Genomic DNA, 24,632 nt, shown 5'->3' with positions numbered 1-24,632 from the left:
CCCCATGGCCAAGACGGGTTACGCCTGCCTCCAGTGCGGTTACCGTACCCCCAGGCCCCTGGGCCGGTGCCCGGGGTGCGGGGCCTGGGAGAGCTTCCGGGAGACGGCCCCGGCCCCCAGGGCCCCCGTCCCGCCGGCCTCCCCCCTCCCCCTTTCCCAGGTGGACGAGGCCGAGGAGGGGCGCTTCTCCTCGGGGCTCGCCGAGGTGGACCGGGTGCTGGGCGGAGGGCTGGTGCCGGGAGAGGTGGTCCTCCTCGGGGGGGAGCCCGGGGTGGGCAAGAGCACCCTTCTCCTGGAGATGACCCGGCGGATGCCCCAGCGGGTCTACTACCTGGCGGGGGAGGAGTCCCCCGCCCAGATCAAGCTAAGGGCCAAAAGGCTCGGGGTGAAAGACCTCCTCCTCCTCCGGGAGACCCGCCTCGAGCCCCTCCTGGCCTTCCTGGAGGCCTCCCCTCCGGAGGCGCTTTTCGTGGACTCTATCCAGACCATAGAGGCGGGCGGGAGCCCGGGGAGCCTAGTGGCGGTGCGGGAGGCCACAGGGGCCTTGGTGCGCTTCGCCAAGGGCACGGGCGCGGCGGTGGTCCTGGTGGGCCACGTGACTAAGGAGGGGGTGGTGGCGGGGCCCAAGAGCGTGGAGCACGCGGTGGACGCCACCCTCTACCTGGAGAGCGCCGGGGTCTACCGGGTGCTGAGGAGCGCCAAGAACCGCTTCGGCCCCGTGGGGGAGCTCGGGGTCTTCCGCATGGAGGAAGAGGGCCTGGTGGAGGTGCCAAACCCCTCGGAGGCCTTCCTCCTGGAAAGGCCCCTCGGGGTGCCGGGAAGCGCCGTGGCCCTGGCCCTGGCGGGGGAAAGGGCCTTGGCCCTCGAGGTCCAGGCCCTGGCCGCCAAGACGCCCTTCCCCGCCCCCCGCCGGGTGGTGCAGGGGCTGGACCCCAGGCGGGTGGACATGGTCTTAGCGGTTCTGGAAAGGCGGCTTGGTCTCCCCTTGGGAAACCTGGACGTCTACGTGAACCTGGCCGGGGGGCTTAGGGTTTTGGACCCAGGCCTGGATCTGGCGGTGGCCCTGGCGGTGTATTCTGCGGTGGTGGGAAGGCCCCTGCCCCCGGACCTGGCCTTGGTGGGGGAGGTGGGGCTTCTGGGGGAGGTGCGGAGCGTGGCGGGGCTGGAGAGGCGGCTAAGGGAGGGGGAGCGGGCGGGGTTTGCCCGCTTCCTGCACCCGGGCAACACCCCCACCCTGGGCCAGGCGGTGGAGCGGTACCTGGGATGAGCCCGCGCCTCCTCCTCTACTTCCTCTTCGCCCTCCTGGGCTACGGCCTGGCGGTGGGCCTGGAGGGCCTGGGCCTCCTCCCCCGCTCCGGAGGGCTTCTCTCCCTGAACCGCCTCTACCTGGTGGTCGCAGGCTTCCTCACGGGGATGCTCCTGGCCCCCAGGCTGGAAGCCTTCCTGGAGCCCCGCCTGCGCCGCCTGCGGGAGCTTCCCCCTGAGGTGCCCGTGGCCCTCACCCTGGGGGCCACCCTGGGCCTCCTCCTCACCGTCCTCCTCACCACCCTCCTCTCCCAGGTACCGGGCTTCTCCCCCTACCACAGCCTCCTCCTGGCCCTTTTCCTGGTGGGGCTCTTCTCCTACCTGGCCCTGGGCTACCGGGACTACCTGCGCCTGCCCCCCAAACCCCCCCGCCCCCCGGGGGGCAAGGTGCTGGACACCAGCGTCCTGGTGGACGGGCGCCTGGCGGAGGTGGCGGCCACGGGCTTTCTGGAAGGGCCCCTCTATGTCCCCCACTTCGTGCTGAAGGAGCTCCAACACTTCGCCGACAATCAAGACCCCCTGAAGCGGGCCAAGGGACGGCGAGGCCTGGAGACCCTGGAAAGGCTGAAAGAGACTCTCCCCCTGGAGGTGCTGGAGGAGGCCCCCAAGGGGGAGAGCGTGGACGAACGGCTCCTCTTCCTGGCCCGCTCCCTGGGGGCCGCCCTGGTCAGCAACGACCTGGCCCTCCTGCAGATGGCCCGCATCTACGGGGTGAAGGCTCTCTCCGTCCAAGCCCTGGCCCAGGCCCTAAGGCCCCAGCTCCAGGTGGGGGACACCCTGAAGCTCCTGATCATGAAGGAGGGGAAAGAGCCCCACCAGGGGGTGGGCTACCTGGAGGACGGCTCCATGGTGGTGGTGGACGGGGGGATCCGCTACCGGGGGCAGGAGATCGAGGTGGTGGTCACCCAGGCCATCCAGACCCAGGTGGGCCGCCTCTTCTTTGCCCGGCCCGCCGCCGAGGCTTAGCCTCGGCTACTTGGCCTGAGGGTTACGGCCAAGGCCGCGCCAGAACAGGTAGCCCCCCGACAGGATGAGGGCCAGGGGCAAGGCGTACGCGAGGAACCCCCGGAGAGGAGGGCTGCCCAGGCCCAGGGGAACCAAAACCCCCAGGGCAGGCCACAAGGCCCAGCGGTGGCCCAGAAGGAAGAGGAGCCCAAAGGTTAGGGCCAGGCCGAGGAAGAGGAGGAAGCCCGCATCCGTGCCGGGGAAGAGCCCCTCCACCAGGGCCACCGCCGCCAGGGAGAGGAGGATTCCCCCGGGGATCAGGGCCCACCACTGCCCCCGGTCTGCCGCGTAGACCCCGGCGAAGCCGAAGCCCGCCCCCAGCAGGAAGAGCGCCCCACCCCAGGTCGCTTCCCCCGCCAACAGGGCCAGCCCCAAACCCACTAACCCCCGCCGGGGATGGAGGCCCACCAGAGGCTCCGGTCCCGGAGGTACGCCACCAGAAAGCCTCCCCCGCCGCCCAGGAACACCAGGCCCAGGAGGACCCGCCCAAGCTCCACCCCCAGGTTCTGGAGGAGGAGCAGAACCCCCAAAAGCACAAGCGCCACCCCCAGGGCCCAACCGCCGCTTTTGCCCGCCATGAGCGCCCCCTTTCCCCTCCAGGCTACCGGGGTTAGCCGTCCCTGAGAAGGGTATAATGCCCCTCGGCCTTGGCCGTCCAAGGCTGGGGAGGTGGCGCTTGAACCTGCACGAGTATCAAGCCAAGGAGATCCTGGCCCGCTACGGGGTACCGGTGCCCCCCGGCAAGGTGGCCTATACCCCCGACGAGGCCAAGCGCATCGCCGAGGAGCTGGGCCGGCGGGTGGTGATCAAGGCCCAGGTGCACGTGGGCGGGAGAGGCAAGGCCGGGGGCGTAAAGCTGGCGGATACCCCGGCGGAAGCCTACGAGAAGGCCCAGGCCATCCTGGGCATGAACATCAAGGGCCTCACCGTGAAGAAGGTCCTGGTGGCCGAGGCGGTGGACATCGCCAGGGAGTACTACGCCGGCCTCATCCTGGACCGAGCGCAGAAGCGCGTGGTCCTCATGCTCTCCAAGGAAGGGGGGGTGGATATCGAAGAGGTGGCCGCGGAGCGCCCCGAGGCCATCCACAAGTTCTGGATCGACCCCCACCGGGGCCTCCGCCCCTTCGAGGCCCGGGAGATGGTGAAGCGGGCGGGCCTCGAGGGCAACCTGAACCGGCTGGCCCAGGTGTTGGTGGCCCTCTACCGGGCCTACGAGGGGGCGGACGCCTCCATCGCCGAGATCAACCCCCTGGTGGTCACCGCGGACGGCCAGATCGTGGCCGCCGACGCCAAGATCGTCCTGGACGACAACGCCCTCTTCCGCCACCCCGACTTGGCGGAGCTCAGGGAGATCGAGGCCGAGCACCCCCTGGAGGTGGAGGCCAGCAACTACGGCTTCGCCTACGTGAAGCTCCAGGGCAACATCGGCGTCATCGGCAACGGGGCGGGCCTCGTCATGTACACCCTGGACCTGGTGAATCGCACCGGGGGAAAGCCCGCCAACTTCCTGGACATCGGGGGCGGGGCCAAGGCGGAGGTGGTCTACAACGCCCTCAAGGTGGTCCTCAAGGACCCGGACGTGAAGGGGGTGTTCATCAACATCTTCGGCGGCATCACCCGGGCGGACGAGGTGGCCAAGGGGGTGATCCGGGCCCTGGAGGAGGGGCTCCTCACCAAACCCGTGGTCATGCGGGTGGCGGGAACCGCCGAGGAGGAGGCCAAAAGGCTCCTGGAAGGCAAGCCCATCTACATGTACCCCACGTCCATCGAGGCGGCCAAGGCCATGGTGGCCATGGTGGGAGGTGCGGCGTGATCCTGGTGAACCGCGAAACCCGCGTCCTGGTCCAGGGCATCACCGGCCGGGAGGGGCAGTTCCACACCCAGCAGATGCTGGCTTACGGCACCAAGGTGGTGGCGGGGGTGACCCCGGGCAAGGGGGGCACGGAGGTCCTGGGTCTTCCCGTGTACGATACGGTAAAGGAAGCCGTAGCCCACCATGCCATTGACGCCTCCATCGTCTTCGTGCCCGCCCCCGCGGCGGCGGACGCGGCCCTGGAGGCCGCCCACGCGGGGGTGCCCCTCATCGTCCTCATCACCGAAGGCATCCCCACCCTGGACATGGTGAGGGCGGTGGAGGAGATCCAGGCCCTGGGGAGCCGCCTCATCGGGGGGAACTGCCCCGGGATCATCAGCGCCGAGGAGGCCAAGATCGGCATCATGCCCGGCCACGTGTTCCAGCGGGGCAAGGTGGGGCTCATCAGCCGCTCCGGCACCCTCACCTACGAGGCGGCGGCCGCCCTCTCCCGGGCGGGCCTAGGCACCACCACCACCGTGGGCATCGGCGGCGACCCCGTGATCGGCACCACCTTCAAGGACCTCCTCCCCCTCTTCAACGAGGATCCCGAAACCGAGGCCGTGGTCCTCATCGGGGAGATCGGGGGCTCCGACGAGGAGGAGGCCGCCGCCTGGGTGAAGGCGCACATGAAGAAGCCCGTGGTGGGCTTCATCGGCGGCCGCAGCGCCCCCAAGGGCAAGCGCATGGGCCACGCGGGGGCCATCATCATGGGCAACGTGGGCACCCCAGAGTCCAAGCTCCAGGCCTTCGCCGAGGCGGGCATCCCCGTGGCGGACACCATCGACGAGATCGTGGAGCTGGTGAAAAAAGCCCTGGGCTAACCCCACCCCTTTTCCGGGCCCCCGCCGTGGCCTCGGCCACGGCGGGGTGTCTATGCCCGCCCCGTGGCCTCGGCCATCCTGAGAAGCCGCTCCCCGTGCTCGGGGGTGAGCTCCCCCGGCCGAAGCCGCCAGGCCCAGTTCCCCGAAGGCCGTCCGGGATAGTTCATGCGGGCCTCGGAGCCCAAGGCCAGCACATCCTGCACCGGGTATATGGCCAGCCGGGCCACGGAGGCCATTCCCAGGCGCATGAGGGCCCAGGGCACCTCCCCTTCCCCCCGGAAGCCGATGCCCCACTCCGAGAGGTAGCGCTCCAGGAAGGCGCGCTCGTGGGGGGTGGCGGTGCGGTACCAGCCTAAGGTGGTGTCGTTGTCGTGAGTGCCCGTGTAGACCACCACCCGGCCGTGCTCCGGGTAGTTGTGGGGGAGGAAGGGGTTTTCCCTGCCTCCGTCGAAGGCAAACTGCAGGACCTTCATCCCGGGAAGCTCGAAGCGGTCCCTGAGGGCCTCCACCTCCGGGGTGATGACCCCCAGGTCCTCCGCCAGGATGGGCACCTTCCCGAAGACCTCTTGGATGCGCTTAAAAAGCCTCTCCCCCGGGGCCTTCACCCAGCGCCCCTCCACCGCCGTGGGGCAGGAGGCGGGGATCTCCCAGTAGGCCTCAAAGCCCCGGAAGTGGTCGATGCGCACCAGGTGGAAGAGCTCCAGGGCCTTCCTCAGGCGGTCTATCCAGAAGGAGAAGCCCTCCTTTTCCAGCACCTCCCAGCGGTAGAGGGGGTTCCCCCAGCGCTGCCCCGTCTCCGAGAAGTAGTCCGGGGGCACCCCGGCCACCACCGTGGGGCGGCCCTCCCCGTCCAGGTGGAACCCCTCCGGGTGGGCCCAGACCTCCGCGGAGTCCTCGGCCACGAAGATGGGCATGTCCCCGACCACCTGCAGACCCAAGGCCTCCGCCTCCCTCCGCAGGGTCCCCCACTGGCGGAAGAAGAGCCACTGGGTCCAGGCGTGGAAGGCCACCTCCTCCGCCAGGACGGCCTCCGCCTCCTTCAGGGCCTTCTCCTCCCGGAGGCGGAGGGGCAGGGGCCACTGGTTCCAGGGAAGCCCCCCGTGGTGGGCTTTGAGGGCCATGAAGAGGGCGTAGTCCCTAAGCCACCAAGCCTCCCTCTCCCAAAAGGCCTGGAAGTCCTCCCGTTCCCCCTTGGGGGCCCGCTCCCGGAAGCCCCGGAAGCCCTCCCGCAAGGCGGGCCACTTCCAGGCGTAAAGCCTGCCGTAGTCCACCCGTCCCTGGGGAAAGCCGGGGTCAGAAAGGCGCAGGTAGCCCGCCTCCGCCAGGGGGCGTAGGTCGATCAGGTAAGGGTTCCCGGCGAAGGCGCTGAAGGACTGGTAGGGGGAGTCCCCATACCCCGTGGGGCCCAAGGGGAGGACCTGCCAGTACCGCCCCCCTGCCTCCTGGAGGAGGCGGAGGAAAACGCGGGCCTCCGGGCCAAGAACCCCGATGCCGAAGGGGCCTGGCAGGCTGGTGGGGTGCAGGAGGAGTCCGTAAGCGCGGGGGAGTTCCATAGGTCCCAGTTTACCCCGAGCTGGAAAAGCTTCCAAGGCAGGCGGCCGCCCGACAGGGGACTCAGGCTCCCTCCCGAAGCCGCCGGACCCGCTCCTTGAGGGTTTCCAGGTCCGCTTCCAGCCGGGCGAGCTCCGCCTCCTTGGGGTTTGGGGGAGGGAACTCCTGGTGGCGGCGGCGGATCTCGTCCATGGTGTTCACGATGATGCCGATGAAGAGGTTGAGGAAGATCACCGTGCCCAGGAGGACGAAGACCACGAAGTAGAGGGCCGCCCAGGGCATGGCCCGGGGGCTCGTGCAGAGCTCCTCGGCGAAGCCGAAGCCGTAGCGGTCGCAGCCGTAGATCTGGGTGTACATCACATCGGTCCAGTCCTCCAGGGTCATCACCCGGAAGAGGGTGAGAAGGGCGGTGTGCAGGTTGGCGAAGTGGACCGGGTCGTTCTCCCGGAAGAGGAAGACCCCGGCCACGGCGAAGACATAGAAGTGCAGGAAGAGGAGGAGGATCACGTACCCCATGGCGGGGATGGCCCGGGCCAGGGCCAGGAGGATGATCTGAAGCTCTCTTAAAAAGCGCACCAGGCGCAGGACCCGAAGGAGGCGGAGCACCCGGGCCACGGGCGCGTAAGGACCGGTCTCCGGGAGAAAGCTGGCAGCGATCACCAGGAGGTCGAAGAGGTTCCAGCCGTCGGCGAAGTAGCGCCCCGCCCGGGGCCAGGTGGCCAGGAAGCGCAAAGAGGCCTCCAGGATGAAAAAGCCCAGGACGAAGGTGTTCAGGGCGGGAAGCCAGGGAAGGGCCCGGAGCACCTCCGGGTAGGTCTCTAGGCCCACCACCAGGGCCGCGAGGAGGATGACCCCTACGGAGAAGGCCTGGAAGGGCCCGCTTTCCACCAGGCGCGCCAACGCCCCCATACCGGGGGCATGATACCAGGCCGCGCCTCAGGCGAGCCGGTTCCCCTTTTCGTCGTAGGCGTAGAAACCGCGGCCCGTCTTGCGGCCCAAAAGCCCCGCCTGCACCATGCGGCGGAGGAGAGGGGAGGGGCGATACTTGTCGTCCCCGAAGCCCCGGTGGAGCACCTCCATGATGGCCAGGCAGGTATCCAGGCCGATGAAGTCCGCGAGCTCCAAAGGCCCCATTGGGTGGTTCATCCCCAGGCGCATCACGCCGTCGATGGCTTCCTTGCTGGCCACCCCTTCCCTCAAGGCCTCCACCGCCTCGTTGATCATGGGCATGAGGAGGCGGTTGGAGACGAAGCCGGGGTAGTCCTGGACCTCTAAGGGGGTCTTCCCCATCCGCCTCGCCACCCCCACCACCACCTCCCGGGTGGGCTCGGAGGTGAGCTCCCCCCGGATCACCTCCACCAGCCCCATCAGGGGCACGGGGTTGAAGAAGTGCATGCCGATGAAGCGCTCGGGCCGCCCGGAATGGCGGGCCAGGGCGGTGATGGGGATGGAGCTGGTGTTGGTGGCCAGGATGGCCTCGGGCTTGGCCAGGCTCCCCAGGCGCTCGAAGAGGCGGCGCTTCTCCCCCTCGTCTTCCACGATGGCCTCCACGATGAGGTCCGCCTCCCCCAGGTCCCCCAGGACCAGGCTGGTGCGGATGCGCCCCAGGGCCTCGTCGTGGGCCTCCTGGGTTAGCTTCCCCTTTTCCAGGAACTTGCCCAAGGAGCGGCGGATGGCGGAAAGGCCCCGCTCCAGGAAGCTCTCCGCCACGTCCACCAGCACCACCTGGTACCCCGCCTGGGCCGCCACCTGGGCGATGCCGCTGCCCATCTGTCCCGCGCCCACCACGCCTATCGTCCTGATCTCCATAGGCCACCTCGGGGGCTATTCTACGCCCCCGGGGTCCTAGGGGGGCGTGGCGCCACCTCCCTCAGCCGGAGGCGGGCGGCGAGGGGACCGGGGAGGCAGGAGGCCCCTAGGCCTCTGGAAGCACCAGGTGGTAGAACCCCTGCCGCAAAAAGCCCTGCTCCAGGAGGGCGTTGACCTCCGCCGCCGACACCCTTTGCACCCGGTCCTTCGCCCCGGCCAGGGAGAGGTAGCGGCCGGTGTAGAGGTACTCCATCCCCAGGTGGAAGAGCCGCCCCATGGGCGTTTCCCCGGCGAAGACCAGGCCCGTGGCCAGGGGGGTCTTGGCCCTCTGTACCTCCTCTTCCCTTACCCCCTCCCGCTCCAGGCGGGCGAGCTCCTCCTGCAGGGCCTCGAGGACCGCCTCCTTGTTCCTGGGGTCCGCCTGCACGTAGGCGTGGAAGAACCCGGCCCCGTCCGCCTCCTCGTGCCCGAAGGAGGCCACCTCCGCAAGGCCCCGGTCCACCAGGGTGAAGTGGAGCCTGCCCGAGCCCTCCTCCCCCAGGAGGTGGGCCAGGACCTGGGCGGGGAAGCGTTCCTCCGCCGCATGGGCCACCCCGGGGAAAAGGCCCACCAGGTAAAGGGCCCGGGCCTTTTCGTAGGGGCGCGCCTCCAGGCCCTGGGCAGGGGCCACGGGAGGATAGGCGCGAGGCGCCTCTCCCCGGGGCCAGCCTTCCGTGAGGCGCTCGGCCTCGGCCACCAGCCCCTCGAAGTCCACCTTGCCCGTGGCCGCAAGGACCATGCTTCCCGCAAGGTAGCGTCTCCCGTGGTAGGCGGCCATCCCCTCCCGGCTGAGGGCGGTGATGCTTTCCACCGTGCCCAAAACGCTATTCCCCAAGGGGTGCCCCGCGAAGAAGCGGGCGCGGGCCCAGTCGTAGGCCATATAGCCCGGGCGGTCCTGGTAGCGGGCGATCTCCTCCAGGATCACCAGCTTCTCGGTGTCAAAGTCCTCCTGGCGCAGGGCGGGGCGCATGAGCTTGGAGAAGAGCTCCAGCAAAGCCGGGGCGAACTCCGGCAGGACGGCCCCATAGTAGACCGTGGCCTCCTCGGAGGTGAAGGCGTTGTACTGGGCCCCCAGGCGGTCGAAGGCCAGGTTCACCGAAAGGGCGTCCATCCCCTCGGGGCCCTTGAAGACCATGTGCTCCAGGAAGTGGCTCACCCCGCTTTCCCCGGGCCCCTCGTCCCGGGCCCCGGTCTTCACGAAGTAGCCCAGGGCCACGCTTCTGGCCTCCGGGAGCACCTCGGCGATGACCCGGAGGCCGTTTTTGAGCTTCGCCTCACGAAACATGCTCCACCTCCCCCAAAAGCCCCACCCAGGGTTCCCGGTAGGGGTGGGCCCGCAGGAAGGCGTTCACCGCCTCCAGGGTGGTCCCCTCGATGGCCGCCTCGATCTCCGCAAGGGGCCGCACCCGCCCCAGGGCGAAGAGGTCCCGGGCCATGGAACTCGCGCGGGTGCGGAGGGATTCATCGGCCATCACCAAGGCGGTCTTCAGGCCCACCTTGGCCCGAGCGAGCTCCTCCGCCGTCACCCCCTCGCTCAGGCGCTCCACCTCCCGGAGCATCACCTCCAGGGTTTCCCCGGCCCTTTCCTTGGTGGTGCCCCCGTAGGCCATGAGGAGGCCCTGGCCCTTGACCCCGGCGGGAAAGGCGCTCACCGCGTAGACCAGGCCCCGCTTCTCCCGCACCTCGGTGAAGAGGCGGCTACTCATGCCCCCGGAGAGGACCTCGAGGGCCAGCCGGGCGGCGTAGAAACCGGGATGGTCCGGGCCCACGTCGGGGTAGGCCAGGCCGATCTGCACCTGGGCGGTGGGCCGGGCCACGTGGAAGCGGTGGGGCTGGGAAAGCTCCGGGGGCGGGTAGAAGGCCTCCTCCCCCTCCCAGGCCAGGAAGGGCTCCAAGGCGGCTTGCAACCTCTCCCAAGAAACCCCCCCCGCCACCGCCAGGATGGCCCCCCTAGGGGTGTAGCGCCCCCGGAAATCCTCCCGTACCGCCTCGGGGTTGGCCTTCTTCAGACTGGCCTCCTCCCCCAAGGGGTCCCGGCCGTGGGGGGAGAGGAAGACCCTTTTGCGAAGCTCGGAAAGGAGCTTTCTCGCGGGCTGGTCCTCCTGGGAGAGGAGGGCCTGGAGGGCCACGCTCTTCACCGCCTCCAGGGCCTCCTCAGGGAGGCTCGGACGGGTGAGGAGCAGGGCGTAGAGGCGGAAGACCTCCTCCAGCACCTCCGGCAAAAAGGCGGCGGAGAAGAGGGTGTACTCCAGCCCCGCCCCGCTCTGCCGCCGCACCCCCAAGGCGTCCAGGGCCCCGGCCAGCCCCCTGGCGTCCAGGTCCCCCGCCCCCTTCCAAAGCCAGCCCTCCAGGAGGGTGGAAGCCCCCAGAAGCCCCTCGGGCTCGTTCACCGCCCCGGCGGGGACCAGAAGCTGGAAGGCCACCCCGGGGTAGTCCCGCTCCTCCAGGGCCACCACCAGGCCGTTTGGCAGTCGCTCCACGCGGCTCACAGGCCTAAGGGTATCATGGAGGGCGTGAGGGAGAAGGAGCTCAGGGAGAGGCTCCTCAGGCCCATCCTCCGGGAGCTCAGGGACGGGGCCAAGGACCAGGTGGTGGTGGGGGGCCTCGAGGGCCTGATCCAGAACCTGGCCCGGCCCTTCCCCGAGCTCCTCACCCTCTTCCAGGGCTACGGGGCGAAGACCCCGGAGGAGCGGCTTCCCGTGCTGGAGGCGGCCCTTCGCCTCCTGGAAGACGGCGCCCCGCCCCGCCTTCCCCAGGCCCAGGAGCGCCCCAGGCCGGGTAAGCTCTCCCCCCAGGACCCCGCCCACCTCCTCGTCCCCCCGCAGGGCCGCAAGAAGCTTGCCGAGCTGGGCCTGCGCACGGTGCGGGACGTCCTCCACCACTACCCCCGCCGCTACGAGGATCGCCGGGCCCTCCCCGGGGTGCGCTATCTGGAGGAGGGCCAGAAGGCCACCCTCTCCGTGAGGGTCCTCTCCAAAGAACTGGTCAAGACCCCCAAGAAGGGGATGCAGCTGGTCCAGGTCCGGGCCCAGGACGCCTGGGGCTGGCGCCTCACCCTGGTCTGGTTCAACCAGCCCTGGGTCCTCGCCCAGATCGCAGAGGGGGCCACCCTGATCGTGACGGGGCGGGTGCAGAGGCGGGGCGGGGTGCAGCTATGGGTGGAGCACTTCGAGGACGAGGGCACCGAGTCCCTCTCCACGGGGCGCATCGTCCCCATCTACCCCGCCAAGGAGGGGGTGGGGCAGGCCTTCCTGAGGCGCACCGTCCACCGGGCCCTGGAGGCCGCCCTCCCCCTCCCCGACCCCCTGGGGGCCTACCGGGAGGAGGAAGGCCTTCCGGAGTACACCGAGGCCCTAAGGGCCATCCACTTCCCCGAGGACGAGGAAGCCCTGAAAAGGGCCCTCCTCCGCCTCAAGTTCGACGAGTACCTCCTCCTGGAGCTCAAGGCCCTCCTGGACGCCGGGGGGATGGTCCTGGGACGGGCCTTCCGGGTGGAGAAGGCCTGGGTGGAGGCCTTCAAAAGGGCCCTCCCCTTCCCCCTCACGGGGGCCCAGGAAAGGGTCATGGCGGAGATCGCCAAGGACATGCAAAGCCCCCGGCAGATGGCCCGCCTCCTCCAGGGGGACGTGGGCTCGGGGAAGACGGTGGTGGCGGCCTTCGCCCTCTACCTGGCGGCCAGGAACGGGGCCCAGGGGGCCCTCATGGCCCCCACGGAGATCCTGGCCCAGCAGCACTACGGGAACCTCACCCGCTACCTCTTCCCCTTAGGGGTGCGGGTGGAGCTCCTCCTGGGCTCCATGAGCCAGAGGGAAAAGGAGGCGGCCATGGCCAGGCTCCTTTCCGGGGAAGCCCAGGTGGCGGTGGGCACCCACGCCCTCATCCAGGAGGGGGTGGGCTTTCGGGACCTGGGCCTGGCGGTGGTGGACGAGGAACACCGCTTCGGCGTCCTCCAGCGGCGGGCCCTCCTCAAGATGGCCCAGGTGCCCCCCGATGTGCTGGTCATGTCCGCCACCCCCATCCCCCGCTCCCTGGCCCTCACCCTCTACGGGGACCTGGAGGTGAGCGTCCTGGACGAGATGCCCCCCGGCCGCATCCCCGTGAAGACCAAGGTCCTCCCCCACCGCCTGCGCCTCCAGGCCTACGCCTTCGCCCGGGAAGAGGTGCGGAAGGGGCACCAGGTCTTCGTGGTGGCCCCGGCCATCGAGGAGTCGGAGGAGCTGGAGCTGAAGGCGGCCACCGCCCTCTACGAGGAGCTCAAGGGCCTCCTCCCCGAGGTGCGCATGGCCCTCCTCCACGGCCGGATGCCCGCCCGGGAAAAGGATGGGGTGATGGAGGCCTTCCGCCAGGGGGCCTTTGACCTCCTGGTGTCCACCACGGTCATCGAGGTGGGGGTGGACATCCCCCGGGCCACCCTGATGGTGGTGGAGAACGCCGAGCGCTTCGGCCTGGCCCAGCTCCACCAGCTGAGGGGCCGGGTGGGGCGGGGAGGCCTGCCGGGCTACGCCATCCTCATCGCCGGGGAGGCGGGCCAGAAGACCCTAAGGCGCCTCCGGGTGCTGGAGGAGTCGGCGGACGGGTTCTACATCGCGGAGATGGACCTGAAACTGCGGGGCCCTGGGGAACTCCGGGGCACGCGGCAGTCGGGGTATCCGGAGCTCAGGCTCGGGGACCTGGCGGAGGACACCGAGGTCATCGAAGGGGCCCGGGCCCTGGCCAAGCGCATCCTGGAGATGGACCCCGACCTTTCCCTGCCCCAGCACCAGGCCCTCAAGGATGAGCTAAGGGCCCAGGCGGAGCGCATCGGCTTCCGGGAAGTCATCTGATGGCCCTGCAGGCCCTCCCCCACCCCCACCTGCCCGCCTTCGCCTCCGAAGGAGGCGCTTTGCGGGCGGAGGGCCTCCGGGCCTACCTCCTCTCCCTGCGGGAGGTCTACCTCCCCTACGCCCCCGTGCCCCCGGTGGTACTCTACGCGCTTTCGGAGCGGGACTGGCGGGCCCGGCTTCCCTACCCCTATGGCCTCCCCTTCCAGCGGAGCGAGGGGGAAGGCCTCGCCCTCTATGCCCCCCTCCGCTACCCCGAAAGGCTCCTCCATCGCCTGCGGGAGGTCCTCCTGCCCCTGGGGCCGCCCCCAGGGGAGGTGGCCGCCTTCCTGGACCTGAACCTGGGCCACGAGTATGCCCACGCCCTGCAGGTGGCCTGGCGCCTGCGCACGGGAGCCAGGTGGCTGGACGAGTTCTTTGCCAACTACCTCTTCCTCCTGGGCCTGAAGGGGGCCAGGCCGGAGCTGGCGGAAAGCCTCTTATCCTGGAGCAGCCACCTCTCGCACCTAAGCCCTGCCACACGGAGTATTTCCAGCTACGAAAGGCGCCGGGGAAGCCTGGAAAGCGCCCTGTGGTTCCAGGCCCAGTTCGCTCTAAAGGCCCAGGCGCTTCTGGAGCAGGACGGGGACCGCCTCCTAAGGGCCTTTCTGGAAGCAGCCCCCCTGGACCGCAAGAAGGGGCACCGCCTCCTCCTCTCCCTCTACCCCGAACTCAGGGATTGGTTCGCCGCCTTTGGCCTCAGGGGCGCACCCGGGGCGGGGTCTTCCCCTCGGCCAGGGCCCTAAGCCAGTCCAGGAAGGCCACCTCCCCTACCCTCAGGGTGTAGAGCTCGGGCCGGGGCAGGATGCAGTGCTGGCTCCCCGGAGCCAGGTAGAAGGTGTAGTTTTCCGCCTGGGCCGGGGCGGTGACCGCCCTGAGGGCGCTTTCCGCCCACGCCCTCGCCGTGGCCTCAGAGGGAAGGCGCTCCCCCCTCATGAGGCCGTAGAAGAAGACCTGGGTGCCGTCCAGCAGCGTGGTGTACTGGGCAAAACGGCCCTGGGGGTAGGCCCGGCTCAGGGCCAGGTAGACCTGGTAGACCTCGGGGTCGGGGGAAAGCCCGGGGAGCTCGGGCAGGCGCGGGTTCCACACCCGGAAGCCGGGGAAGTCCTCCGTGCGCACCCCCACCCCGGCGTCCCCGCAAAGGGCCACCTGGGCGTTCCGGTAGGTGGCGAGCACCCGGTCCGCCCAGAAGACCGCCCCGTAGGCCCCGGCGGAGCAGCCGGTCACGAAGACCCGCTCGGGGTTCGCGTGGTTGCGGAAGAGGTACTCCAAGGCGGCCAGGGCGTTCCTCGCCCCCTGGTGGTGCACCCTAAACCCCCCGTAGTCCACGGTGGCCCGGCCCACGTGCAGGTCCCCGGTGCAATAGGGCACGAAGATATGGGTCCAGCCCTGGAAGGGATTGGCCGCGCTCAGACGGTCGTAGATCCCCTGGGCCAGGAGGAGCTCCTGAACCTCCACCCGCCGGCGGTAGGTGGGGCTTTCGGGGCTACAGGTGGCCGCGTCCCAGCAGGCCCCGCCCCCCTGGAAGTCCAGGACCACCCGCCTCGGGTCCCCGGGGCTCACGTAGAAGCGGTAGGGGGAGCCATCGGCGCAGATCCCTCCCGGGACCTCCACCGCCTTCCAGACCTCGGAAAGCCCCTGGGCTAAGGCCAAGCCCAAAAAGACAAGCAGGGAGAGGAAGCGGCGCATTGTTCACCTCCGCTTCCAGTCTAAAGTCTCTCTTGGACCAGGTCAAGAAAAAGGCGGCCCCCCTCTGGAGGCCGTCCGGGGAAGGAGAAGGGATCAGAACACCGCCTTGCGCAGGATGTCCGTGACGGAGACGATGCCGATCACCTCCCCCTGGATCACGGGGGCGCGGCGGATGCCGGTGTTGGCGAAGAGGCGGGCCACGTACTCCACCCCCAGGTCGGGGTTCACGGTGATCACGGGTTTGGTCATGATCTCGTGTACCTGCACCGTGGCGGGGTCCTTGCCGTAGGCGATCACCTTGTAGACGATGTCCGTCTCCGTGACGATGCCGTAGGCGTCTTCCTCGCTCCGGCGGTCCACCACCAGGGCGCGGAGGCCCGTCTCCTTCATCAAGTTGATGGCCTCCTTCACCGTGGCCGAGCCCTGGATCATCACCACCTCGGTGGACATGATGTCCCTGGCCTTCTTCATGGCACACCTCCTCACCCCCAAGGCCACGCGACGCGCTGCCGGGGATCCTCAGGGTACCCCAAAGGGTATCGGCCGCCAAGGGACAAACCTCCCCAGGGCGTCCCTCCCCCTAACGCCCGGGGGGGAGGTGACCCCACCGGGAAAAGGGGAAGGGGCCCGTCCAAGTCCCCTCTGGGGTGCCTAGACCCACCCTACCCGGCTGCCCGAGGGGTGCTTGCGCACCCGAAGCCGTGCTGGCAGGCGCTCCGCCAGGGCCTCCACGTGGGTGACGATGCCTACCAGCCGCCCCCGGGTGGGCAGGGCCTCCAAGACCCCCGCCACCGCCTCCAGGGCCTCCGGGTCCAGGGTGCCGAAGCCCTCGTCCAGGAAAAAGGCCCCCAGCCGCCCCCGGGAAAGCTCCTCGGAAAGGGCCAGGGCCAGGGCAAGGCTGGCGAGAAAGCTCTCCCCGCCGGAGAGGGTCCTCACCGAGCGCTTGGCCTCGGTCCAGAGGTCATAGACCAGGTACTCGTCCCCCTGCGCGAGGAAGCGGTAGCGCCCGTGGGAAAGGGTGGCGAGGAGCTCGTCGGCCCGGGCCACCAGGCTGCGCTGCCTGAGGCCCAGGAGATAGGCGGGGAAGTTGTCCCGCTGGAGGTCCAGGGCCAGCCGCTCCCAGAGGCTCAGCTCCCGCACCGCCTCCGCCAGGCGCCCCTCCAGCTCCCTCTTCCGCCTCAGGTCGGCGGCGAGCCGGTCGAGCCGCTCCCGGAGGACCGCCTCCCTTTGCCGCAGGTCCAGGACCTGCCGCCGGGCCGCCTCCAGCCGATCCCGCAGGGCCCTGACCTGGGCCTCGGCCTCCTCCAAGGAGGGGCCTTGCCCCAGGGGCAGGGCCTTAAGCTCCGCCTGCACCGCCTTCAGCTCCTCCTCGTGGGCCAGGAGGCGGGCCTGGAGGGCCTGGCGCTCCTCGGGGCTCAGGTGGAGGGCCAGGGCCTCCTCCTCCGGCATCAGGCCTGCCACCCGCCCTCGGGCCTCGGCCAGCGCCTTGGCCTGCTCCTCTTCCCGGGCCCGGAGGGCAGAGAGGGTCCGCTCCCGGGCCTCCAGCTCCTGGGCCAGGGCGCGGTCTCGTCCCTCCTGGGCCTCCAGGGCGCGGACCTCGGCCCTGAGCCGGTCCAGGTAAGCGGCCGGATCCTCCCCCCCGGTGCGCTCCCGCAGGTGCCGGTAGAGCCCGGCGGCCAGGGCCCGCTTCTCCTCCTCCAGGATGGAAAGGGTCTCCCGCAAGGCGGCGAGGGCCTCCTCGGGGGCTCCCCCGCCCCGGCCCTTGCGGACCTCCTCGGCCTCGAGGTCCCCCACCGCCTCCTCCAGGGCCCTGGCCTCCCCTTGCGCCGTGCGGTAGCGGTCGCGCAGGGCCTCCAGATAGGCCTTGGCCTCCTCCAGGGCGCCCTTCAGGGCCTCCTCGTCCCCCGGGGCAGGCTCTACCCCCATGGCGGCCAGGGCCTCGGCCTTGGCCGCAAGCTCCCCCGCCACCTGCCCCAGGCGGCCCTCCGTCCGGCGGAGGAGCGCCTCCAGGCGCTGCCTCTCCCCCGAAAGATCCCTCCCCTCCCCCCCGGGGGGTAGGGCGTGGACCACGCCCCCGCAGAGGGGACAGGGCCTCCCCAGCTCCAAGAGATCGCGGTAGGCCAGGAGGCCGAGCCGCCGCTCCTCCCGGACCAGGGCCAGGAGGGCCTCTTCCAGGTCCCGCTGCTCCGCCAAGAGGGCCTCCCGCTCCCCCTCCAGGGCGGCCAGGGCCTCCCGGAGGCCCTGGGCCTGGGCGGCCTTGAGGGCCCTTTCCAGCTCCTCCACCCGGGCCCTCACCTTCCGGCCCTCCGCCTCCAAGGCGGCGAGCCCAGCCCTCCGGGCAGCCAGGGCTTCCCGCTTCTGGGCAAGCTTCTCCCGCACCTCCTGCCAGGCCCTTAAGGCCTCCTCCTCCCGCCTTAGGGCGGCCTCCCGTTCCAGGAGGCCCGCCAGGGCCTCGGGGTCCAGGCGAGGGGCGGGGTGCTCCCTCACCCCCACCCGGCGCCAGAGGAGCTCCAGGGCCAAGAGGCCCTGGGCCTCGGCCAAGGCGGCCCGCAGGTCCCGAAGCCGTAAGGGGTCGAAGGCCAAGGCCTGCCGCTCCGCCAGGAGAGTCTCCTTGCGAGCCTCTTCCCGGCGGAGCTCCTCCTGGGTGGCGGCCAGGGCGGCCTCCTTGGCTCGCAGGTCCCGCCACAGGGGAAGGGCCCTTGCGGCCTCCTCCGCCCGCTCCAGGCGGCGGCGCACCCCCTTGAGGCTTTCCTCCTCTCGCTCCAAACGGGCGAGGCGGGAGCGGAGCTCCTGCTGCCTGCGGGCCCATTCCCAACGGGCCTCTGCCCCCTTGAGCTCCCCTTCCAGGCGCCGCACCTCCCCCTCCCGGCGCAGGGCCTCCTCCTGCACCGCCCCAAGCTCAGCCTCCAGGGCCGCTTTGGCCTTGGGGTCCACCCCGGACAAGGCGGAAAGCTCCCCTTCCAGCCTGCCCTTCTCCTCCAGAAGCGCCGCCTTCCCCTGCGCTGCCCGTTCCCGGGCCCGCTCTAGCCGGGAAAGGGCAAAGAGGTCCAAGAGGAGCTTCCGGCGCTCCCCGGCTTCCCCCTTGAGAAAACGGTCGAACTCCCCCTGGGGCAGGAGCAGGGCCCGGGTGAAGGCCTCGTAGGGGAGGCCCAGAAGCCTTTCCAGCTCCCCGTTCACCCGGTCCAGGGTCTCCAGGGGGAGAAGGCGCTCCCCGCCGCCTTCCAGCTCAAAGAGCCGCCCCTCGGACCGCCGACCCCGCACCCGCTCCACCCGGAAGACCCGGCCCCCCACCTGGAAGGTGAGGCGCACCCGGGCCTCGAGGGCCGCCGGATGCCTCAGATCCCCCACGCTCCGGCCCACCCGGGGCACCCGGCCGTAGAGGGCGAAGCTGATGGCATCCAGAAGGGTGGACTTACCCGAGCCCGTGGGCCCGGTGATGGCGAAGAGCTCCACGTCGGAGAAGTCCACCTCCTGAAGCTCCCGGTAGGGGCCGAAGCCCTCAAGCTCCAGGCGCAAGGGCCGCAAGCTCCACCTCCTTCAGCAGTTGGGCAAACCGCTCCAGGAGGGCTTCCTCCCTCCTGCCCCGCTCCTCCAGGTAGCGGCCGTAGGCCTCCACAAAGCCGAGCCCCTCCGGCAAGGCCCCACCCCCCTCCTCGGCCAGGGCGCCTCCCGTCTCCACCGCCAGGAGGCGGGGGAGGGCCTGGAAGAGGCGCTCCTTCACCGCCGGGGAAAGCCGCCCCTCCACCACCAGGCGCAGGTGGCCGGGAAAGCGCTCCATCTCGGGAAGCCGTCCGTCCAGCTCCTCGGGGCGGAGGCGGAAGGTCTTGAGGGGCTTGCCCCAGCGCTCCCGGATAGGGTGGACCCGCGGGGGCCCCGAGGGGGGAAGCTCCACCAGAAGGGCCCCCCGCTCCGCCTCCTCCCCCTCCCCGAAGTCCAGCTGGACCAGGCTTCCCGGGTACCAGGCCAGGGGAGCCTCCGAGGCCTGCTGCTGCCGGTGGAGATGCCCGAGGGCCAGGTAGCGGGCGGAGAGGGGGAGGGCCGAGGGGGGCACCGCATAGCTCCCCGCCAGGTGGAAGACGAACTCCCCGCCCCCGGGCCTCGCCCCCTCCAGGGCAAAGTGGCCCAGCATAAGGGGGCTTTGCAGGTTGGCCAGGATCCGGCGCATGGCCTCGGCGTAGGCGCGGTGGCGGTCCTCCTCCCCCTGGAAGACCTTTTTCACCAGGACCCGCTCGGACACGAAGGGCAAAAGGGCCGCCCGGAGGCCCCCCTTCACCGCCACCACCCCGCCCTCCTCCTTCAGGAGGGGCCTCCCCCGCACCTCGGCCCCCGCCAGGGCGAAGAGGGGGGCGAGGGCCTCCAGGCGTTCCTTGGGGTCGTGGTTCCCGGCGATGACCAGGGCGGGAATCCCGAGCTCCCTGAGGCGCAGGAAGAACTCCACGGCGTAGGCCTCGGCCTCGGCAGAAACCTGGGGGCGGTCGAAGAGGTCCCCGGCCACCACCACCAGGTCCACCCGCCCCTCCCTGGCGATCTCTAGGAGGGCCTTCAGGGCCTCCCCCACCTCCGGGGTGCGGTCCACCCCCTTGAGCACCTTGCCCAGGTGCCAGTCCGCGGTGTGCAGGAGGCGCATGGCCCAATCTTAGCCCGGGCTTCAGTGGGGGTGGTGATGGCCCGGCCCCCCCCTGCCGCCCCGGAGGAACCAGGCGGCCACCAGGGTGGTGAGGGGGACCGCCAGGAGGAGGCCCAGGGAGCCCAGGACCATGGCCACGATCTCCGCGGCGAAGGGCTCGGTGTTGAGGAGGAAGCGCAAGGGGGTGGGATCCCGGGTGAGGAGGAGGAAAAGGGGCAAAGACCCCGCGGCGTAGGCCAGGACCAGGGTGTTCACCAGGCTGCCGATGTGGTCGTAGCCCACCTCCATCCCCCGGCGGTAGAGGTCCAGAAGGCCGAAGCGGGGGTTGGCGTGGGCCAGGGCCTGGACCACGGCCGCCTGGGTGACGGTAACGTCGGTGAGGGCCCCCAGGGCCCCCACCACCACCCCGGCGAGGAAGAGGGAGACCAGGTCCACCCCCCCCCACTGCCGGAGGAGGAGGGCCTCCTCCGAGGCCAGGCCGGTGAAGGCCATGCCCCGGGTGAAGAGGAGGGCGAGAAGGAGGACGAAGCCCACGGAGAGGAGGGTGCCCAGGAGGGCAGCGGTGGTCTTGCGGTTCACCCCGTGGACCAGGTAGATGGTGAGGAGCAAGACCCCCAGGCTTCCCAAAAAGGCGTAGAGGAGGGGGTTCCCCCCGGCCGCCACCCGCGGGACCACGAAGTAGACCACCACCAAAAGGCTCAGGAAGGTGCCGAGAAGCCCCCTCACCCCCTTGCCCCGGCCCAGGAGGAGGGCCAGGAGGGCGAAAAGCCCCAGGAGGGTGAAGAGCCAGGGCATGCGGTCGGGCTCGGTCACGTAGTACCGTCCCCCCTCGTGGTAGAGGACCACCCGCTGCCCCTCGCGGAAGCCCTCCCCGTCCGTGGGCAGGTAGGCCCGGACCAGCTCCCCTTCCACCCGCACCCAGGCCAGGTCCCAAAGGGGGCTCTCCCCCTCCCCGGCCAGGGCCACGATCCGCCCCACCAGGTAGCCCTCCTCCCGCCCCTGGGCCAGGGCGGGAAGCAGAAGAAAGACCAGCAGGAGGCGCCACATGGCCCCACTTTACCCACCAAGGATGAAAATCGCTTCTCAGCTTGCTATCCTGGGGGCATGGAGCGCTCCACCCGGCAGCGGCGGGCCATCCGCGAGGCCTTCCTGGAGGCGGGTAGACCCCTTTCCCCCCAGGAGGTCCTGGCCCTGGCCAGGAGGAAGGTACCCTCCCTGGGCCTGGCCACCGTGTACCGCACCCTGAAGGGCCTGGTGGAGGAGGGCTTCCTCACCCCGGTAGCCCTGCCCGGGGAACCCCCTCGCTACGAGCCCGCGGGCCGGGAGCACCACCACCACTTCCTCTGCCGCCTTTGCGGCCGGGTCTACGAGCTTCTGGGCTGCGACCTAGCCCTTGCCCACCTCCCCCCCGGCTTCCAAGCGGAGGGGCACGAGGTCACGGTTTTTGGCCGCTGCCCGGAATGCCGTCCCGGCTACTCCCAGGCCGGGTAGGCCTCCTTGGGCAGGCACCAGCGGACCTCCTCCAGGGCCCCGTCGAAGCGCAGGATGGCCGCCAGCCGGGCCCGGGAGTAGACCCGATGGGGCTCCTTGGGGATGAAGGCGGTGACGACGTCCACGTGCCGGGGCCGGGCGTACTCCAGGACCACATGGAGGGGAAGCCTGAGGCGCGGGGGGAAGACCATGTAGCCCAGAACCAGCATCCGCTGGTCCTCAGGGTAGATGGCCAGCTCCCTGCCCCACTCCAAAGCCTTGAGCACGTCCAGCTCGGTGAAGCCCTCCTGGAGCATGTGCTTGGCCACGTGGGGACCCAGGCGGTAACGGCCCTCCTTGAGGTGGGGAAGGAGGTCGGCGAGGCGGCGGAGCTTTTTCACGGTGCCCCCCTCCTTTGCCTCAAGTCTAGCCCCCGCCAGGGCCAGGGAGTGTGGCGGACCCCCGGCAACACCGCCCCCTCCCGACTGCGTTGGGGCGAGGGCCCCAGGGAGTTAGGCGCACGGCCTTCTTCGGAATGGGGTTTAGGGGGAAAGGGTATAAGGCCCCAGGGCGGAGGGGTCCCGCACCGCCAGGAAGGCCCCGTAAACCCCCAAGGCTCCCGCCCTGAGGAGGGCCTCCCGGGCCCTCAGGAAGGTGGCCCCGCTGGTCAGGACGTCGTCCACCAGGAGCCAGGCCCCCGCCACCCGCACCCGGGGGGCGAAGAGATCGGGGGGAAGCCGGGCGCGCCCCCGGCCCCGGGCGGGCTGGCCAGGGGCGTAGCGCAGGCGCCAAAGCACCCTCCGGTAGGGAAGCCCGAGGCACTGGGCCAGCTCTCGGGCCAAAAGCTCCGGCGGGTGGTAGCCCCGGAGGAGGAGGCGGGGGAGGAGGGTGGGGACGGCCGTCACCCCCGCGAGCACCCACCCCCGTTCCCGCACCCCCTGGGCCAGGGGCCGGGCGAGAAGGGGGGCCAGGCCGAAGCGCCGCCGGTACTTGAGGGCCCGCACCAGCCCCCCCACCCGGCCGTAGAGGCCCAGGTAGACCATCTCCCCCGCGGCGAAGGCCCGGAGGCCCTCCCGGCAACGGGCGCAGAGGAGGTCCCGGTCCAGCCTCCCCCCACACCCCGGGCAGAGGTGGCCCAAAAGCCCCTCAAGCAAGGCCCAGAGCATCCCGGAGCCCCTCGTCGAAAGGGGGATAGAGGACACCCTTTTCGGTAACGATCCCCGTGAGGTAGCGGTGGGGGGTGAGGTCGAAGGCCGGGTGGTAGGCGGGAAACCCCGGAGGGGCGAGGCGCACCCCCCTAAGCTCCAGGACCTCCTCCGGGGGCCTCTCCTCGAGGGGGATGCCTTCCCCGGTGGGAAGGCTGGGGTCCACGGAGGCAAGGGGCAGGGCGGCGTAAAAGGGAATGCCGTGATGGCGCGCGAGGACCGCCAGGGCGTAGGTGCCGATCTTGTTGGCGAAGTCCCCGTTCAGGGCCATGCGGTCCACCCCCACGATCACCGCGTCCACCTGGCCCTTTCCCATGAGGAAGCCCGCCATGCTGTCGGCGATGAGGGTGGCGGGGACCCCGGCCTTCTTCAGCTCGTAGGCGGTGAGGCGGGCCCCTTGCAGGTAGGGCCTGGTCTCGTCCACCCAGACGTGGCGGACCCGTCCCCGGCGGTGGGCCTCCACGATGGCCCCGAGGGCAGTGCCGTACCCCCCGGTGGCGAGGGGCCCGGTGTTGCAGTGGGTGAGGACTTGGCCCCTTAACACCCTGGCCCCATGCAGGCTTATGGCCTTTTCCGTTTCCTCCACCTCCCGCCAAAGGGCCCGGGCCTCCTTCAGGCTTCCCTCCAGGTCCCCCCAGTGGGCCTTCATGCGGTCCAGGGCGTGGAAGAGGTTCACCGCCGTGGGGCGGCTGGCCCGGAGGAGCCGGTCCGCCTCCTCCGGGGCCTCCCCGGCGAGGTGGGCCAGGACCATGCCGTAGGCCGCCGAAACCCCGATGGCCGGGGCCCCCCGCACCACCATGCCCCGGATGGCCGAGGCCATCTCCCTTGCGGTGCGCACCGGAACCCAGACCTCCTCCAGGGGGAGCCGCCTCTGGTCCAAAAGCCAGAAGACCCCCTCCCCCTCCGCGAAGCGAAAGGGCAGGACGCGTTCCACAAGGCCAGGCTAAGGGGAGGAGCCGACGAAGGGAAGCCCCCGGCCCCCGCCGGGGCGGGGGCCCCTTGGGGGCTCAGCTCCTGGGGATCTGGCCGGGCCGCCGCAGGGCCACCTGCTCGATGCGGCCGCCCCGGTAGCGCCAGACCTCCACCGGGGTGATGACGTCCCCGTTCTCGTCGAAGTCCACCTCCCCCGCGGCCCCCGTGTAGTTGATGACCTGGCGGTTCCGGAGAAGCTCGAAGGCCCGGCGGAACTCCCCCACCCCCACCCGCTCCCCGGGGGGGTTGGAGACCAGGCGGAGCCGGTCCCGGAGCACGGTGCCGTTGATGCGGGCCACGCCGAAGGACACCGCGTGGGCGATGGCCAGGCCGATCACCGCCACCGCGTCGTAGGTGGAGTCCATGAAGGGCAGGGGCGGGCGCTCGCCGTAGGCCTCCTGGTAGAAGCGCACGAAGCGCTGGAACCCCTCCCACTGGGGGTCGGAGCCGGGGGCGGTGCCCAGACGGCCCTCGAGGTTGGCCGCCCCCACAGCCCGGAGGATCTCCTCGGACTTGGTGCCGTCCACGAACTGGAAGCTGTTGTAGCGGAAGAGCTCCAGGGCCTCCCGCAGGTAGACGGTGGCCTGGCCGGGGTAGCTGATGCACAGGAGCACCCCGGGCCGGCCGGCCAGGGCCCGCTCCAGAAGGGCCCGGTAGGTGGGCTGGGGCTCCTCGGGGTGGGCCACCTGGGCCAGGACGCGGCCCCCGCGGCGTTCAAAGGCCCGGGCGAAGACCTCGGACAGGCCACGGCCATAGGGGTTGTTCACGAAGATGGTGCTGGCGGTGTCGAAGCGGTGGCCAGAAACGATCTCCCCCCGGGCCAGCTGGGCGGCCACGATCCCCTGCAGGGCGTCGGAGGCGGTGGTGCGGAACAGGTAATCGTTGTCGGGCAGGGCGGTGATGAGGGGGGAGGTGCTGGCGGGGGAGATCTGCAGCACCCGGCCCGGTACGGTCACCGCCTCCGCCACCGGCACCGTGACCCCGCTGGCCAGGGAGCCCACGATGGCCGGCACCCGGTCCACCCCCACCAGCTTCCGGGCGCGGTCGATGCCGATGGAGGCCGTGGTGCCCGAGTCCTCATGGACGAGCTCCATAATGGGGCCGCCGAAGACGGCCCGCGCCGCCTCGTTGATCTGCCGGGCCGCCAGGTCCGCCGCCCGGCGGAAGGGGGGGCCGAACTCGGCCAGGGCCCCGGTGTAGTCGAAGAGGGTGCCCACCCGGACCACGGGCGGAGCCCCCTGGGCACGGGCCATCCCCAGGACCGCGAGCCCTAGACCGGCCTTCAGGAACCCGCGGCGGCTGGTGCGCTTCGCCAAGCTATACTTCTCCCTCATGCTCCACCTCCCTATGGCTGCCTCTATGGGCCACGCCCAGTATACCACACCCCATTTCCGGCGAAAGCCCTTGTAATTGGCCACCACATTT

At 70.6% G+C, this 24,632-nt stretch carries 23 protein-coding genes; 7 read left to right on the top strand and 16 right to left on the bottom strand.

The window, feature by feature from the left end; all coding sequences use genetic code 11:
- The first annotated feature begins 4 nt into the window (after window positions 1-4).
- Window positions 5-1,267: a DNA repair protein RadA gene (gene radA, locus ETP66_RS00110; RefSeq protein ID WP_130839453.1), complete on the top strand. Its 1,263-nt coding sequence runs from the start codon at window positions 5-7 to the stop codon at window positions 1,265-1,267.
- The gene (locus ETP66_RS00105) at window positions 1,264-2,271 is read left to right on the top strand and encodes a PIN/TRAM domain-containing protein (protein ID WP_130839451.1); all 1,008 of its coding nucleotides are present in this window, start codon (window positions 1,264-1,266) and stop codon (window positions 2,269-2,271) included. The genes radA and ETP66_RS00105 overlap by 4 nt, the downstream gene beginning before the upstream one ends.
- A 6-nt stretch (window positions 2,272-2,277) precedes the next feature.
- On the opposite strand, the gene ETP66_RS12335 is transcribed toward ETP66_RS00105, so the two are convergent.
- Window positions 2,278-2,670 (bottom strand): hypothetical protein, encoded by a 393-nt coding sequence (locus ETP66_RS12335; RefSeq protein ID WP_269089290.1) that lies wholly within the window; start codon window positions 2,668-2,670, stop codon window positions 2,278-2,280.
- 20 nt (window positions 2,671-2,690) lie between these two features.
- Window positions 2,691-2,888 (bottom strand): hypothetical protein, encoded by a 198-nt coding sequence (locus ETP66_RS12045; protein ID WP_236630054.1) that lies wholly within the window; start codon window positions 2,886-2,888, stop codon window positions 2,691-2,693.
- A gap of 98 nt (window positions 2,889-2,986) precedes the next feature.
- Between ETP66_RS12045 and sucC the strand changes: the two genes are divergently transcribed.
- Complete coding sequence (sucC, locus tag ETP66_RS00095) at window positions 2,987-4,123, top strand: ADP-forming succinate--CoA ligase subunit beta (protein WP_430731867.1); 1,137 nt, start codon at window positions 2,987-2,989, stop codon at window positions 4,121-4,123.
- Window positions 4,120-4,986, top strand: a complete 867-nt coding sequence (sucD, locus tag ETP66_RS00090) for a succinate--CoA ligase subunit alpha (RefSeq protein ID WP_130839448.1) — start codon at window positions 4,120-4,122, stop codon at window positions 4,984-4,986. The genes sucC and sucD overlap by 4 nt, the downstream gene beginning before the upstream one ends.
- A 50-nt stretch (window positions 4,987-5,036) precedes the next feature.
- Here sucD and malQ read toward each other — a convergent pair whose 3' ends face one another.
- The 5 genes from malQ to ETP66_RS00065 all read right to left on the bottom strand — a co-directional run bounded on the left by malQ (window position 5,037) and on the right by ETP66_RS00065 (window position 10,874).
- Window positions 5,037-6,539 carry a 4-alpha-glucanotransferase gene (malQ, locus tag ETP66_RS00085; protein ID WP_130839446.1) on the bottom strand — a complete coding sequence of 501 codons (1,503 nt, stop codon included), beginning with the start codon at window positions 6,537-6,539 and terminating at the stop codon, window positions 5,037-5,039.
- Window positions 6,540-6,600: 61 nt separating this feature from the next.
- Window positions 6,601-7,446 carry an ion transporter gene (locus ETP66_RS00080; RefSeq protein WP_130839444.1) on the bottom strand — a complete coding sequence of 282 codons (846 nt, stop codon included), beginning with the start codon at window positions 7,444-7,446 and terminating at the stop codon, window positions 6,601-6,603.
- 27 nt (window positions 7,447-7,473) lie between these two features.
- Complete coding sequence (locus ETP66_RS00075) at window positions 7,474-8,346, bottom strand: 3-hydroxybutyryl-CoA dehydrogenase (RefSeq protein ID WP_130839443.1); 873 nt, start codon at window positions 8,344-8,346, stop codon at window positions 7,474-7,476.
- 106 nt (window positions 8,347-8,452) lie between these two features.
- Window positions 8,453-9,670, bottom strand: coding sequence for a M16 family metallopeptidase (locus tag ETP66_RS00070; protein WP_130839441.1), 1,218 nt, complete (start codon window positions 9,668-9,670; stop codon window positions 8,453-8,455).
- Window positions 9,660-10,874, bottom strand: coding sequence for a M16 family metallopeptidase (locus ETP66_RS00065; protein WP_130839439.1), 1,215 nt, complete (start codon window positions 10,872-10,874; stop codon window positions 9,660-9,662). Before ETP66_RS00065 ends, ETP66_RS00070 begins: the two co-directional genes overlap by 11 nt.
- A gap of 15 nt (window positions 10,875-10,889) precedes the next feature.
- On the opposite strand from ETP66_RS00065, the gene recG reads away from it, so the two are divergent.
- Together recG and ETP66_RS00055 are read left to right on the top strand one after the other, a co-directional pair.
- Entirely contained in the window at window positions 10,890-13,208 is a 2,319-nt protein-coding gene (gene recG, locus ETP66_RS00060; RefSeq protein ID WP_130839437.1) for an ATP-dependent DNA helicase RecG, read from the top strand.
- A 5-nt stretch (window positions 13,209-13,213) separates the two neighbouring features.
- On the top strand, window positions 13,214-13,990 hold the full coding sequence (locus ETP66_RS00055) for a hypothetical protein (RefSeq protein ID WP_130839944.1): 777 nt from the start codon (window positions 13,214-13,216) through the stop codon (window positions 13,988-13,990).
- Here ETP66_RS00055 and ETP66_RS00050 read toward each other — a convergent pair.
- The 5 genes from ETP66_RS00050 to ETP66_RS00030 form a co-directional block, all read right to left on the bottom strand.
- Window positions 13,944-14,933 carry a pectin acetylesterase-family hydrolase gene (locus tag ETP66_RS00050; protein ID WP_130839436.1) on the bottom strand — a complete coding sequence of 330 codons (990 nt, stop codon included), beginning with the start codon at window positions 14,931-14,933 and terminating at the stop codon, window positions 13,944-13,946. The two genes, ETP66_RS00055 and ETP66_RS00050, sit on opposite strands and share 47 nt — an antisense overlap.
- 93 nt (window positions 14,934-15,026) lie before the next feature.
- Entirely contained in the window at window positions 15,027-15,404 is a 378-nt protein-coding gene (locus ETP66_RS00045) for a CBS domain-containing protein (protein ID WP_130839434.1), read from the bottom strand.
- A gap of 180 nt (window positions 15,405-15,584) precedes the next feature.
- Window positions 15,585-18,458 (bottom strand): AAA family ATPase, encoded by a 2,874-nt coding sequence (locus ETP66_RS00040; RefSeq protein WP_130839432.1) that lies wholly within the window; start codon window positions 18,456-18,458, stop codon window positions 15,585-15,587.
- The gene (locus ETP66_RS00035) at window positions 18,433-19,560 is read right to left on the bottom strand and encodes a metallophosphoesterase family protein (protein ID WP_130839430.1); all 1,128 of its coding nucleotides are present in this window, start codon (window positions 19,558-19,560) and stop codon (window positions 18,433-18,435) included. Before ETP66_RS00035 ends, ETP66_RS00040 begins: the two co-directional genes overlap by 26 nt.
- A gap of 21 nt (window positions 19,561-19,581) precedes the next feature.
- On the bottom strand, window positions 19,582-20,607 hold the full coding sequence (locus ETP66_RS00030; RefSeq protein WP_130839428.1) for a YibE/F family protein: 1,026 nt from the start codon (window positions 20,605-20,607) through the stop codon (window positions 19,582-19,584).
- Window positions 20,608-20,664: 57 nt separating this feature from the next.
- Here ETP66_RS00030 and ETP66_RS00025 point away from each other — a divergent pair, with 57 nt between their 5' ends.
- Window positions 20,665-21,051, top strand: a complete 387-nt coding sequence (locus ETP66_RS00025) for a zinc uptake transcriptional regulator (RefSeq protein ID WP_130839426.1) — start codon at window positions 20,665-20,667, stop codon at window positions 21,049-21,051.
- On the opposite strand, the gene ETP66_RS00020 is transcribed toward ETP66_RS00025, so the two are convergent.
- The 4 genes from ETP66_RS00020 to ETP66_RS00005 all read right to left on the bottom strand — a co-directional run bounded on the left by ETP66_RS00020 (window position 21,033) and on the right by ETP66_RS00005 (window position 24,541).
- Complete coding sequence (locus tag ETP66_RS00020) at window positions 21,033-21,431, bottom strand: DUF4258 domain-containing protein (protein ID WP_130839424.1); 399 nt, start codon at window positions 21,429-21,431, stop codon at window positions 21,033-21,035. The two genes, ETP66_RS00025 and ETP66_RS00020, sit on opposite strands and share 19 nt — an antisense overlap.
- Before the next feature lie 141 nt (window positions 21,432-21,572).
- On the bottom strand, window positions 21,573-22,196 hold the full coding sequence (locus ETP66_RS00015) for a ComF family protein (RefSeq protein WP_130839422.1): 624 nt from the start codon (window positions 22,194-22,196) through the stop codon (window positions 21,573-21,575).
- Entirely contained in the window at window positions 22,177-23,169 is a 993-nt protein-coding gene (mtnA, locus tag ETP66_RS00010) for an S-methyl-5-thioribose-1-phosphate isomerase (RefSeq protein ID WP_130839420.1), read from the bottom strand. The genes ETP66_RS00015 and mtnA overlap by 20 nt, the downstream gene beginning before the upstream one ends.
- Before the next feature lie 73 nt (window positions 23,170-23,242).
- On the bottom strand, window positions 23,243-24,541 hold the full coding sequence (locus ETP66_RS00005; RefSeq protein WP_130839418.1) for an ABC transporter substrate-binding protein: 1,299 nt from the start codon (window positions 24,539-24,541) through the stop codon (window positions 23,243-23,245).
- Window positions 24,542-24,632 lie beyond the last annotated feature (91 nt).

It is taken from the genome of Thermus thermamylovorans, from assembly GCF_004307015.1.
Classification (GTDB): Bacteria; Deinococcota; Deinococci; order Deinococcales; family Thermaceae; genus Thermus; species Thermus thermamylovorans.
This window is presented reverse-complemented; position numbering and strand designations above follow the sequence as displayed.